Annotated in this window: 14 protein-coding genes and 1 pseudogene; 7 read left to right on the top strand and 8 right to left on the bottom strand. The window is 42.2% G+C overall.

Going from position 1 to position 12,760, the window contains the following annotated elements; genetic code table 11:
• Positions 1–32 precede the first annotated feature (32 nt).
• Positions 33–752: a 4'-phosphopantetheinyl transferase HetI gene (hetI, locus tag NSTC731_RS30110; RefSeq protein WP_445628147.1), complete on the bottom strand. Its 720-nt coding sequence runs from the start codon at positions 750–752 to the stop codon at positions 33–35.
• Between the two features lie 175 nt (positions 753–927).
• Here hetI and NSTC731_RS30105 point away from each other — a divergent pair, with 175 nt between their 5' ends.
• Complete coding sequence (locus NSTC731_RS30105; RefSeq protein ID WP_181929464.1) at positions 928–1,095, top strand: hypothetical protein; 168 nt, start codon at positions 928–930, stop codon at positions 1,093–1,095.
• Positions 1,096–1,188: 93 nt separating this feature from the next.
• On the opposite strand, the gene NSTC731_RS30100 is transcribed toward NSTC731_RS30105, so the two are convergent.
• The gene (locus NSTC731_RS30100; RefSeq protein ID WP_445628146.1) at positions 1,189–2,253 is read right to left on the bottom strand and encodes a YheT family hydrolase; all 1,065 of its coding nucleotides are present in this window, start codon (positions 2,251–2,253) and stop codon (positions 1,189–1,191) included.
• Between the two features lie 157 nt (positions 2,254–2,410).
• Here NSTC731_RS30100 and NSTC731_RS30095 point away from each other — a divergent pair, with 157 nt between their 5' ends.
• A complete protein-coding gene (locus NSTC731_RS30095) occupies positions 2,411–3,154 on the top strand; it encodes a response regulator transcription factor (RefSeq protein WP_322670411.1) in 744 nt (247 codons plus the stop codon).
• Between the two features lie 376 nt (positions 3,155–3,530).
• Here NSTC731_RS30095 and NSTC731_RS30090 read toward each other — a convergent pair whose 3' ends face one another.
• On the bottom strand, positions 3,531–4,373 hold the full coding sequence (locus NSTC731_RS30090; protein WP_445628145.1) for a methyltransferase domain-containing protein: 843 nt from the start codon (positions 4,371–4,373) through the stop codon (positions 3,531–3,533).
• 263 nt (positions 4,374–4,636) lie between these two features.
• On the opposite strand from NSTC731_RS30090, the gene NSTC731_RS30085 reads away from it, so the two are divergent.
• Complete coding sequence (locus NSTC731_RS30085) at positions 4,637–5,974, top strand: TrkH family potassium uptake protein (RefSeq protein ID WP_445628144.1); 1,338 nt, start codon at positions 4,637–4,639, stop codon at positions 5,972–5,974.
• A 185-nt stretch (positions 5,975–6,159) separates the two neighbouring features.
• Positions 6,160–6,855: a potassium channel family protein gene (locus NSTC731_RS30080; RefSeq protein WP_289797626.1), complete on the top strand. Its 696-nt coding sequence runs from the start codon at positions 6,160–6,162 to the stop codon at positions 6,853–6,855.
• Positions 6,856–7,073: 218 nt separating this feature from the next.
• On the opposite strand, the gene NSTC731_RS30075 is transcribed toward NSTC731_RS30080, so the two are convergent.
• Positions 7,074–8,171: a tetratricopeptide repeat protein gene (locus NSTC731_RS30075; RefSeq protein WP_445628143.1), complete on the bottom strand. Its 1,098-nt coding sequence runs from the start codon at positions 8,169–8,171 to the stop codon at positions 7,074–7,076.
• Between the two features lie 112 nt (positions 8,172–8,283).
• Entirely contained in the window at positions 8,284–9,549 is a 1,266-nt protein-coding gene (queA, locus tag NSTC731_RS30070) for a tRNA preQ1(34) S-adenosylmethionine ribosyltransferase-isomerase QueA (RefSeq protein ID WP_445632209.1), read from the bottom strand.
• A gap of 244 nt (positions 9,550–9,793) precedes the next feature.
• On the opposite strand from queA, the gene NSTC731_RS30065 reads away from it, so the two are divergent.
• Positions 9,794–10,183, top strand: coding sequence for a hypothetical protein (locus tag NSTC731_RS30065; protein WP_012412259.1), 390 nt, complete (start codon positions 9,794–9,796; stop codon positions 10,181–10,183).
• A gap of 70 nt (positions 10,184–10,253) precedes the next feature.
• On the opposite strand, the gene NSTC731_RS30060 is transcribed toward NSTC731_RS30065, so the two are convergent.
• The gene (locus NSTC731_RS30060) at positions 10,254–10,733 is read right to left on the bottom strand and encodes a YraN family protein (RefSeq protein WP_445628142.1); all 480 of its coding nucleotides are present in this window, start codon (positions 10,731–10,733) and stop codon (positions 10,254–10,256) included.
• A gap of 292 nt (positions 10,734–11,025) precedes the next feature.
• Here NSTC731_RS30060 and NSTC731_RS30055 point away from each other — a divergent pair, with 292 nt between their 5' ends.
• On the top strand, positions 11,026–11,535 hold the full coding sequence (locus NSTC731_RS30055) for a pentapeptide repeat-containing protein (protein ID WP_445628141.1): 510 nt from the start codon (positions 11,026–11,028) through the stop codon (positions 11,533–11,535).
• Between the two features lie 78 nt (positions 11,536–11,613).
• Here the strand turns inward: NSTC731_RS30055 and NSTC731_RS30050 are convergent, their stop codons facing one another.
• The gene (locus NSTC731_RS30050; RefSeq protein WP_445628140.1) at positions 11,614–12,015 is read right to left on the bottom strand and encodes a hypothetical protein; all 402 of its coding nucleotides are present in this window, start codon (positions 12,013–12,015) and stop codon (positions 11,614–11,616) included.
• 177 nt (positions 12,016–12,192) lie between these two features.
• Between NSTC731_RS30050 and NSTC731_RS30045 the strand changes: the two genes are divergently transcribed.
• Positions 12,193–12,354, top strand: a complete 162-nt coding sequence (locus NSTC731_RS30045; RefSeq protein WP_445632271.1) for a hypothetical protein — start codon at positions 12,193–12,195, stop codon at positions 12,352–12,354.
• Here the strand turns inward: NSTC731_RS30045 and NSTC731_RS30040 are convergent.
• Positions 12,315–12,587: pseudogene (locus NSTC731_RS30040) on the bottom strand (hypothetical protein). The gene NSTC731_RS30045 and the pseudogene NSTC731_RS30040 sit on opposite strands and share 40 nt — an antisense overlap.
• Between the last annotated feature and the right edge of the window lie 173 nt (positions 12,588–12,760).

Raw genomic sequence — 12,760 nt, 5'->3', positions numbered from 1 at the left:
GGCGAAGAATAACTAATGACAAATGACTAGGATTAATACTGCCAACACTTCAAATTCCAGCCAAAATTCTCTACAGCAACAGCAGCAACATAATTGTTTGCAGGTACTAGTTCAAACAGACTCCAGTCTTCAGATATCTGTAACTTGGCTGGTTCTGTGGGAGTGAGCGACACTTCAATTTGCTCTAACTGGGATAGTCCATCTCCAGTTGCTTTTAAATAAGCTTCCTTACAAGTCCAGTAACGGAAAAATACTTCTTGCTGTTGGTTGGGAGATAGCGATCGCAACATCTCATATTCTCTCGGTAAAAAGAACCGTTTGGCAAGAGCTTCCAAATCAGACATCGGGCGAATATATTCTAGGTCTACACCAATTGGGCGAGTACAATTCACTGCACACAAACCCAACCCTTGGGAATGAGACAAGTTAAACGCCAGTCCACTATCGGCAAATTTATCTGCTAGTACTGGTTTGCCACGCTGTTGATAATTAAACTCCACTTGTAACGGCTGGATACTCAAGTAGCGCCCTAATATAGTTCGGAGAATACCGCGACCTGCGATGAAACGCTGTCGATGTTCCTGAAAATAGAACCGTTCAGCACGAGATGTTTCGTCACTGGAAAGAGTTGCTGCTAAATTTTGCAGTTGTGTTTCTGGTTGGTCAAGGTCTATGCGCCAGACATGAATATCATCTGGTAGCAAAGTTAAATCCGTCGGTGCAGGTAGCCAAATATGATTAGAAGCGGTCATTGAGTCAAAAGGTCAAGGGAGTTGTATTTTAATAGTTTGTTTAATTCTGAAGTAGATATCTCTTCAGTAGGAAATAGTTTTTCTCAGAAAGTGTTAAATCTAAAACAAAAAAACCTTACCAAAGCTTGTTAATAAACTATTAGAACTACTTTTTTGTAGAACATAGTGAGGATGAATGATTATTAATTTGGAGTACTTTGCCTTCTTTATACTACTACTGGCAGCGCTGCTATTAGCAATTAGGCAAATGAGCGTTGCTTTGGATGAGTTAGATATTGCGCGTTTTACTCTCTGGACAGGTATTGCTTCTGTTATTGCTGGTTTACCAATGATATTGTGGTAACTTCTGGGTCAATGTCATCCTCTCTATTTTGGGCTTCCAAGCAATACGACTCCATCCGTCGAGTATCCTACAACTAGAATATCGTCTCGCCTATTACTCTGTTCGTTGTTGCTCTAACCATTGTAAAACCCGATTCCATGCCCACCAAAGATCGGGGTCTTGTACTTGACGCTGGCACTCTTTACTGCTCAAATAGCCAACATGACCGCCATACTGAGTAAGTAACAAATCTATTGCAGAATTGCGATCGCACGCTTCTTCTAATTCCGGTATGATAGCTGGGTCAAAAAGTGGGTCGTCAGCAGCATATAGAATCAAAGTCGGTTTTGAGATTTGCGGCAATATTTGTAAAGCACTGCTAGCTTGGTAATATGCTTCCACAGAAGGAAAACCAAGTCGCTTAATTACCAATTCATTGTCAAAACCCCAAATGCTATTCGCCCGTTCAATCGCTTCTGGGTCAAGGCTTCCAGGATGGGCATCATGAATCCGCCACGCCAGTTTTTTTAAATTTTGGGCAATCCCTGCTTCCAAATATCTGCCGAAGGGCTTTGTAACCAGATAAGATAGCGATCGCTGTGAATCTAAACTCGGACAAATTACCATACCACCGCCAATATCGCTATCTTCTAATCCTAAATCTCCATACTCCCTAATCACCTCACTAGCCACCTTCACCGCCCAGAGTGCCAATTGCCCTCCTAAAGAATACCCTGTAAACCAAAATTTCCCCGGACATCCCATTGCCTTAGCAGCGGCGGCGATGCGAACAAAATCTTCCCCTTCATACAAACCATCAGAAGTTAGAGTCGGGGACAAAACGGCCGTTTTGCCGTGGGCCCGCCAATCAAATAACACTACAGCATAGCCTTGAGCGTAGGCCTTACGTCCTAGCACTCTCAAAAACCATTCTGTTTTTAACTCTCCGGTAATACCATAAGTACCGATAATCGTGCTATGAGCATTTTCCGGGATAGCAACCAAGCCAAAAATTGGCACACCTTGGCCACCAATAAAGATTTGTTCGTGATAAGACGGTTCTGGGTCTTGAACAGTAATTTCCCAGTTACGTTTTCCCCACAAAGCGGTGTATACAGTCATCATCACACCGTTTTGTAAAAACCAAGACGGATTGTAGGGGGGAGTATAACACATCATAGACTATAAGATTTCGTGTAATTGAGTCTTGATTTCACAGTCATTTAATCTTAATATTTATGTAAGATTTAGAAACTTTTTTAGAATTGATTCAAAAATCTTTGTATCTATCAAAGGTTGTTAATTATCCTTAATAAGTAGTAATAATTTTTTAAGAATGCCGAGGATTCTTGTCATAGACGATGACCCAGCGATTTCAGAACTAGTTGCCGTCAACTTGGAAATGGCTGGCTACGATGTTAGTCAAGCTGAAGACGGCATCAAAGGTCAAGCACTGGCCCTCCAGCTGCAACCAGACTTGATCATGCTCGATTTAATGTTGCCCAGAGTAGATGGGTTCACCGTTTGCCAACGCCTGCGCCGCGACGATCGCACCTCTGAGATTCCCGTGTTAATGTTGACGGCTTTGAGCCAAACTCAGGACAAGGTGGAAGGCTTTAATGCTGGCGCAGATGACTACCTCACCAAGCCTTTTGAAGTTGAAGAACTGCTGGCGCGAGTGCGGGCACTTTTGCGGCGTACTGACCGCATTCCTCAAGCCGCAAAGCACAGTGAAATTCTCAACTATGGCTCATTAACCCTCGTTCCCGAAAGATTTGAGGCAATATGGTTCAATGAGACGGTGAAATTGACTCACTTGGAATTTGAGCTACTTCACTGCTTGCTGCAACGCCACGGTCAAACAGTTTCTCCCAGCGAAATCCTCAGAGAAGTTTGGGGCTACGATCCTGATGATGACATAGAAACGATTCGAGTGCATATTCGCCACTTGAGAACCAAGCTAGAACCAGATCCTCGCCATCCCCGCTATATTAAGACAGTATATGGTGCTGGATACTGTCTGGAATTACCCGCTATACCTCCATCCAATGAAGGGGCCTCAGTAACAGTCGTTGAATGAAATTCACGCTAAATTCCCTTATCTAAGCTATCACTTAGGCAAGAACTCTCTGTAACTCTTATTCCTTACCGCTTAGTTAAGGTTATTGGTGGGATTTAGTAGTATGTAGAGATGTTGCAATACAACGTCTCTACAAGACGAATTACGAATTATTTTAATACCTTGCAATAAACTACGACTGAGGGTGTCAGTCTTAAGCTTGTTAGCAGATAGACTGTAATTCTTCAGGAGACATTTTATTCAAATTTTTGAAAATAAAACTCATTCTTTCTTGAGACTTGAGTTGTTGACGGTGGACAAGCTGCTAGGGTAATCGGAATTGAATTTCTTAAATTGTAGTGCGATCGCGCTGTTTCATTACAGCGCGGTCTTGTTTCTATTTATTCCCGCATAACAACCCAAACCGAACTAACCCGCGTTCATAACCGCGACGCATCAACCCCAGTGATAACGCCCCTTGAATGGTAGTCCAACCAGCATTGAGTAAGCCCCAAAGCGCTTGGGGAGTGAACGCCGAATCAATGACTACATTCCAAAAGGGGGCGACGGCGGTTGACCAATCGGCAGTGCGAATATTGTTTAATGGAAGTTGACGGGCGATCGCTTCATACTCTGGTAAAGAAATTACATAAGGCAAACAATACACCCGATAAATATCCTGCAAGTGCTTTTCCTCATCCGGCGTCAGTGGTAACTTATCAGTCGCTCGATGACACCAAGTCACCATAATTAACTTGCCGCCAGGTTTCAATACCCGATAGCACTCCTGGAGAAACTTAGTTTTATCTGGCATGTGTTCGCCGCTTTCCAGCGACCAAACCAAGTCAAAAGAATTATCAGCAAAGGGCATTTCTTGAGCATTGGCGACTTGAAACTGAGTTTTCAGACTCAAATTTGCTTCCGTTGCGCGTTCTGTTGCTCTGGCAGCTTGCACAGGACTCAAAGTAATTCCTGTAGCCTTAGCATTAAACTTTTCTGCCAGGTATAAAGAACTGCCACCAATGCCACAACCCACATCGAGGATATTTTCTGCTGCTTGTACCCCTGCCCAATTGAGCAGTTCCTCGATTAAATCAATTTGAGCTTGACGGCGGTCTTTTTTCTGACTGCCATCGACACCGTAGTAGCCGTGGTGCATATGTTCGCCCCAAATCTGTTCCCACAGACCAGAGGAAGCATCGTAGAACTGCTGAATTTGCTGGTAAAGTGTTGCACTCATGAAAAAAGTAGTATTGAGACGAAGTAGAATTCAAAAAAAACATACAGGTAGGCTACCATGTATGTTTTTAATTAAATAAGGGTATTTTTACTTCCAGAGAAGGTAAGCCGAGATTTATCCTCCTGGGAAAAATTTCTCACTTTTACCTTAATAAACTTTACTGAGTCGAATTTATGTCAATTCTCCCAAATCGGGCTACAGCTTAAAGCATCTAGCAACCCATTTTAAATCTGACTTTTTGAATTTTGAATTTTGAATTAATTATGACTGTTGCTCGCACAATTTGTTTGGGGTTTCTGGCTGTCATTGCTGTTGGTACTATCCTGTTGATGATGCCTTTTTCAACTAGCGATGGTACATGGAATAACCTGATTGTGGCACTATTTACCTCCACATCCGCAGTTTGTGTCACGGGTTTATCAGTAGTCGATCCTGGTACTTACTTTTCCTTTTGGGGTCAGTTATTTATTGCCCTATTAGCTCAGATTGGCGGCTTGGGCTACATGACAACCACCACATTTCTGATTTTGCTCATTGGTCGTAAGTTTGATATGCGGCAAAAAATCGCCATTCAACAAGCTTTAGACCGACCAGGGATGAGTGGTAGTTCCCAAGTTATTCGTTCAATTATTGCCACAACTTTAATTTTTGAAATTACCGGAGTATTCTTACTTCTACCAGCTTTTGTTCCAGAGTATGGGTGGAGTCAAGGACTTTGGTTAGCGATTTTTCATAGCATCAATGCTTGGAACAATGCTGGTTTTAGTTTGTTTAAAGATAACTTAATTGGCTATCAGTCATCCTTATTAGTAGTCTTCACCATTACTATGTTGATTATCTTTGGGGGAATTGGCTATCAGGTAATTTTGGAAATGTATCTTTGGTTGCGCGATCGCGTTTTCCAAAAATCTCTTAAAAAGCAATTGTTATCACTAGATTTTAAAGTTGCAACCAGCACAACTATTATATTATTAGCAATAGGAACAATAGCCTTTTTTTGTATAGAAATTAGAAATCATGAAACATTTGGCTCTCTAAATTTCCGTGACCAAATATTAGTAGCTTGGTTTCAATCAGTTACTCCCAGAACTGCTGGTTTTAATACAATTGATATTAGCAAAATGACCACTGCTGGTCTATTTATTACGATTGCACTAATGTTTATTGGCGCAAGTCCAGGTGGTACAGGGGGAGGTATGAAAACAACAACTTTGAGAGTTCTAACCAGTTGTACAAAAACGATTCTTCGGGGGAAAGAAGAAGTTTTATTATACGATCGCAAGATAGCAATAACTTTAATTTTGAAAGCTGTAGGTGTGTTAGTAGGATCGGTAGCAACCGTGATTTTCGCCACGATTTTAATTAGTCTCACAGATCCAACATTAGATTTTATTCAAATTTTGTTTGAAGTAGTATCAGCCTTCGCTACCGTAGGTCTTTCTACAGGCATTACAGGAACTATCTCTACAGCAGCAAAGCTGATCTTAATTGTCACTATGTACGTTGGAAGAGTCGGTGTTTTACTGCTGATGTCTGCCGTACTAGGAGATCCCCGCCCTACCAGAATTCACTATCCTGAAGAAAATTTACTCGTGGGATAGTTAGGGAGAGAGAGTAGGAAGTAGAAGATGAGGGAGTAGGAGAAACAGGGGAAAATAACAAATGACAAATGACAAATGACTAAACTGATAAAATATACATTGGAAGGCAAAAATAAAATTTTTAATTCAAGCGGCATAACCGTTTTTTGCCCTAAATACAGGGAGCCATCATAAGGATAAAAAGGGTGAATCTGTCATCATTAAGTTTTTTTCGCAGTTTACGTAAAGATAACCACCAATTTGCTGTAATTGGGTTAGGTCGTTTTGGAAGGTCTGTCTGTTCCACACTGCACAATTTTGGTTATCAAGTGCTGGCAACAGATATTGATGAAAAACGAGTTTCAGAAGCATTAACTGAGGGAATAGTTGGTCATGCTTTGCAACTAGACTCTACAGAACCAGCCGCACTCAAAGAAGCTGGAATTTTTGAATTTGATACTGTAATTGTCGCGATTGGCAACTACGTTCAAGAAAGTATTATAACCACCCTAAATGTGAAAGAGGCTGGTGTACCTCATGTAGTTGCTAAAGCTTCTAGTGAAGTTCACCGTAAACTGTTGCGGCGAGTAGGCGCAGATCATGTTGTTTTTCCTGAGTATGAAGCGGGTTGTGCCCTAGCACGTACTCTTACTAAACCAGCAATTCTAGATCGGTTTGACCTCGACCCAGATAACAGTATTGTAGAGTTGATTGTGCCTGATGAATTTCACGGCAAAACCATCACTGAACTTCAACTTCGTAACCGATACGGTTTAAATTTGTTAGCAGTAAGCCAGGATGGGAAATTTCAAATTAATCCTGACGCTACCAAGCGTTTAGAGCGTGGTTCAGCAATGGTTGTTATTGGTTGCAATAAAGATATTAATCGTTTGCCGATTTAAAAAAGTTAGGAGTTAGGAATTAAGAGTTAAGAGTTATGCCGTGTGCAACTTTTACTCAAAACTAACCTCCAACACCTTTTAATAGAGAATAGACTTATTGCATGAATTAAAATCCCTCTTCCAAGCTTGGAAGAGGGACTTTTAAATTGGCTCCTCTTCTCCCAAAATTGGAAGAAGGAGTTGGGGGATGAGGGCAAATCGCCTTAACTCTGAGTTTTTTATTGTCCGGGATTTGTTGAAGTGGATTCTGGTTCAACTGAGACAGGTACATCGCCAGGGTTCGCGGGCGTTTCTGATTGTGCCGTCTGTGGCTCAGGTGTTTGTACTGTAGAATCTGAACTCTGAGAAGGAGTAGCTGTTTGACTGGTTTGAGGTTGCTGTTGCCCAGTTTTCTGAGCAATTTGCTGCATTAACTGCTCAATTTTCTGGGCTTGTTCAATGTTACCTTGCTCACGATATTCATTGTGAGCGCGTTTCAAGACTCCACTGGCTTTTTTGAACTCGCCCTGATTATATAAAGTTACTCCCAAGTTATAGTAAGCTGAGGCACTTTTTGGATTTAGACGAATCGCTTGCCGATAAACAGAAATAGCCTCAGGAGCTTGACCATGCATTGCTAGCAAATTTGCCATATTGCTGTAGGCTGCGGCATTTTTAGGATCTAGCTTCAAAGCTTGGCGATAATTGGCGATCGCAGGCTCGATTTGACCTTGTTGTTGCAAGGCGATCGCTAAGTTAAGATAAGCATTGGCATTGCTGCCATCTAGATTAATTGCTTTTTGGTATGCAGCGATCGCTTCCTCTAACTTTCCTTGTTCGTATAGCAACAAACCCAGATTATACAGTGCTGCCACCCTTGTGGAATCTATTACCAAGCTCTGGCGATAAGCGGTAATTGCTGCATCTTTTTCTCCTTGTCGGTGCAACACTAACCCTAAGTTGTAATAAGCTTCGCTAGAATTGGGATTAACTTTTATCGCCTCTGTAAATTCTTGTAAAGCTACATCCAGGCGATTTTGCTCTATAAATATATTACCCAGATAATTCCGTGCTGCCCCAAGGTTAGGATCTCGCTGCAACGCTTGGCGAAAGGCATATTCTGCACCTTGTAAGTCTTGACGGTTATAGCGCGTGACTCCCTGCTGAAAGAAACTAGCTGCTTCGAGATCCTGAGAAATTGCAGTTTCTGCCAGCAGCTTGCTAACTGGGAAATTAGTAATTGTCGGTGCAGCCAAAATCAAAAATGCAGAACAGCCACCGAGTGTTACCTGACAAAATAAATTTAACCAATGAGAAAATAGGTATTTTTCAGACATATAATAGCAGACCTGTACTTATTTTTAACTCCTCATAAGTCAGAGTACCCACCACGAATGAAAAAATTCCCAATTTCCAACTTTTAACTCCTAACTCTTGTACAGACAAGGGTTAATCGCGTCTCTTCCCACTCTCCACTCCCACAGCTGACGGCAAAATTAGCATGGCATCACCGAATGAATAAAAGCGATATCCAAAAGCGATCGCTTCGTTGTATATATTCAATAATCGTTGTCTGCCAATTAGGGCACTTACCAACATCAACAAACTAGAACGCGGTAAGTGAAAATTCGTAATCAAACCATCTACTACCTGCCATTGGTAGCCAGGATAAATAAACAAGTCTGTTTTTCCGCAAAATGGTTGTAAATTACCAGATTGAGCCGCCCCTTCTAAAGCCCTTACTGCCGTTGTTCCCACAGCAATAATCCGCCCGCCAGCTGCTTTCGTAGCGCGGATTTGCTCTACTGTAGCGGCGGGAACTTCAATCCATTCTTCATGCATTTGATGGGTAGTTACGTCCTCTACTTCCACAGGGCGAAATGTGCCGACACCAACGTGTAGTGTCACAAAAGCTTGATTAATATTGCGATCGCGCAACTTTTGTAATAATTCTGGGGTAAAGTGTAATCCTGCCGTCGGAGCTGCGATCGCTCCTGGCTGTTTAGCATAAACTGTCTGATACTGCTCATCAGCTGCTTCTGAGGTAGTAATGTATGGTGGTAACGGTACTTCACCAAACACCTCTAACAGTTGCACCAAAGTCTTTCCCTCTGGCACATCAAATTGCAACAAACGCCCTCCGGTTGCTGCATCTGTTTCTAGAACCGTAGCCGTTAGCTGGGGGCTAGGAGCAGGCTTGCCGTGAGCGTAGCCGAAGGGAAGTAAAGGAGAATTTTCCCCTCTGCCCCCCGCACCCCGCCCCTCTGCCTCTTTTAAATGCCCAATCCCCGCTTCCCTTGGTTCAAAGATAATCTTTGCTCCCCGTTTGAAGCTTTTTCCTGGCTTAACTAAAGCTAACCAACAGTTATGCTGCCGTTCTTCCAACAGCAACACCTGGATTTTTGCACCAGTGGATTTATGACCATAAAGCCGCGCTGGAATGACTCTTGTATTGTTCATAACCAACAAATCACCAGAGCGCAGCAGTGCAGGCAAATCATGGAAAATATGGTGTAGAGGTGCTGTTTCGATGCCTGTAGTCGGAGAATCAACTACCAGTAACCGCGAACTATCTCTAGGAACTGCTGGGTTTTGGGCAATGAGTTCTAGAGGTAGTGTGTAGTCATAGCCAGCTACCGAGCAATCTAATTCCAAATCTTTTGCTTGTGGACGAGATGTATCTTTCAAATTGACTTGTACTAGTTTTTGGTTTATTTAGTATTTATACTCTCTTAAAAAAGCTGGTTAAGCTTTCCTTTCTAGAGGAACTTTAAGGGATCTTGGCTCAGTTTTGCCGCTAGGCTATAAGATTGTTACTATTAAGTAACACGGAAAACTTAACATAAAAATTGGGTAAACCTCCCCATCTAAAAACGGGGGCTTTTACCCTACCGGGAACAGGCACTGATTGACGAATATAGATATGTAGGATTGGCTTTGATCCCAAGCACCAACAAACATGGAATACTTGTACTATCTGGCAAATGCCAGTCTAACCCTGAGGGTCGTTCAACACCTCCACGCTAGACCCCAGACACCAGTTTCGTTCGTCACCGTAATTCATCAAATTGATGGCTGGGTGGTTAGGATCAAACTCAAAGGTCAAGTCTCGCCCCAAGAAGATGGCGACTTTCGGGCTTTTCTAAATGAATTAGGAATTAGCTACGAACCGCCAATGAGGGTGCAAATGGCACTTTGGAGTTTGGAAGCTGGACAGTGCCCTGTGGATGTGATGCGTCGTTATCAGGTAGCGATCGTTTCTCATGGTAGCCCAGAAAGAGACGAAATTGAAGCGTTCCGGCAGCAGTTTGTCCGGGGCTTAGGTTACTGTCCAGAAACTTTAGCGTAAGACTATTTGGTTGTAACGCTACTACAAAATTATTGGTCATTGGTAATTAAGATATTTTATCGATTACCAATTAACCATTCTCAATTGAAGAGTCAAAAGCTGCCAGAATATATTCTTGCAGCTTCAACTTATATCCGGGTACTGATGAAGTAGCTAGAGCTTCCTGATTTGCTGTAACCCCAGTCAGATTTTTTGATATCCTTTGACAGTAGACAATAGCAACATCAAATCGACAAGAATAATCTGCCTTCTCAGGATACTGGGCTAAGAATATTCCAGCTGTCCGCCAGATTTTTGCTTGCTTTTGTGGAGTGATTGCGCTTCTTCCCCCGGCATCCCAACTACCTGAACTACGGGTTTTGACTTCAACAAATGCCAATAATGAGTGCTGAGTCCTGAGTTTTTCTACTGCTCCTCTATCATATTCAGCAATAATATCGATTTCTCCCCAGCGACAAGAAAAGCGACGATAGAGAATTATCCAACCTGTAGCTTGCAACCATTGGGCTACTAGGTCTTCTCCTAATTCACCAATATCTTGATAATGCATATAAACTTTAGTGTTATCGGTTATTTAATTCAACAGGAAAATAATAGTTTCTAGCAGTTACCTGAAATTCATCTTTCCATGATGTGTTTATTCTTCCCTGAAGAGCGTGGAATTCCCAATAGTCAAAATAAAGTGATCGTAATTGGGGTAAATATCCATAAAAGAGTGATGCTCAACATATCTGCCGCCACTGCATTCCAGAAAGTTGATGAATTTTAAAGGATTTTTGCGCTAACATCTCTGACTCAAGGATAATGAGATGGAGGAGGGTTCGCCATTGGCTAAAAATAGAATGAATTCTAAGTTAAGCGCCCGGATTTGGGCAAGTATACTCAGCTTATTCCTTTGGGGAATAGTTAGCATCGCCGCAACGGTCGGTTTTGCTCCAACAGCTTTGGCACTTGAATATAATAAAGAAATTTTGGTTGAGGCTGATTTTTCAGGACGTGATTTAACAGACTCTAGCTTTACCAAAGCTAATCTTCGCCAGAGCAACTTCAGCCGAGCTAATTTGAACGGTGTCAGCTTTTTTGCAGCAAATTTGGAGTCTGCGAATTTGGAGGGTTCTGATTTGAGAAATGCGACTTTAGACTCGGCTCGTTTAGTCAGAGCAAATTTGACAAATGCACTGCTGGAGGGTGCGTTTGCTGCTAACGCCAGATTTGATGGTGCAATCATTGATGGGGCAGATTTTACCGATACGCTGCTGCGTCCCGATGAGCAAAAAAAATTGTGCAAACTTGCCAAAGGGACTAATCCGATTACAGGACGAGATACGCGTGATACGTTGTTTTGTCCTTAGTATTTTTTAGCTGGGAATTGGGCATTGGGCATTGTGCATTGCTTATTCCCCATTCCCTACTCATAAAATATTGAGCAACTACCAACCACTCGCACCAATTTTTTGACAAACAATTTTCATACCTTTGCCTGGTGAAGAACTTGCTACAAAAGGGATTTCTCCTTTTTCTTTATCCTCTTCAAGTAGCTGTCCTTCTGGCCCGTAAATCGCAATGCGATTGCGAAACAGCCGCGATTCTTTGCACGATGCATCAAAGGTAGTCTCGAAGATACCATCTCCATAGATACCGTAAAGCTTGTATACTGTGCCCTTAATCGTTTCCGTGTCCAGAGCTACGCTGTTTCCCAATTTATCATGCCCTACAGTGATATATCTTTGTGTATCTTGAGCGATGGCTGCGCCAACACCTCCGGTGAACGCACTACCATTACTTAATAAAATAGCGATCGCTCCTACTATGCCGCCTATTTTCAAATACATACAGTTTCAAAATATAAGATTTCATATATTTTTATTCGCAATCAAAGGGTTCTGGCAGGGTAAAAGCACTGAAATCAAGACAAAGCAAGGAGTTATGGCAAGCCGAAAAACTTAGTAATTACAGGCAAAAGCTTACTACAGACTTCAACGAGCTTTTCATTAGTAGGCAAATCAGCAATGTCTACAACAGGCTACGCCAACGCACCTTTCAATCACTTGAGGGCTGTTTTTGATATCTTCTGCATGGCTCCATCTTTTGGGTTTGGCAGTGGTGCGATCGCAAAGTACAGTCCCGTGTATCACTCTGCTGTCCTGAGCAATGTACCATCAACTGGATAAACGGCATCAAAACCAATTCTTTCTCCCCAAAGTGCTGCATCGGTTTACTTGGATCGTAATCGAAGACTCGTTTCGACTAAATCATCACCGATTTCGTAATCTCCTGTTTCAACATTAATTGAGATAATTTTGCTAATGTTCTCTTGTATCTCAACTTTGGCACGGATACTTCTTTGATAGAGTTCTTTTCCACATCGAGCGACTTCTTGAGTACTGAGCATAGGGTGGGACATATAATAATTCCCCTATTTTAGCTGCTAGATTCTTGACTTCATTGTAGAGCAGAAGTTACAAAGGTTAGAGAGCAATGCTTGATTTTGTAGCAGGTAGGAAAGCGATCGCCTCAAAGCAGCAGAGGAGAAAAACGCTTTGACAAACTCTAAAGTAAGGAACTCTCGCACACTAA

This window comes from Nostoc sp. DSM 114167, from assembly GCF_052692655.1.
Note: the sequence above shows the minus strand (reverse complement) of the source record. Positions and strands in the feature narration are given on the sequence as shown.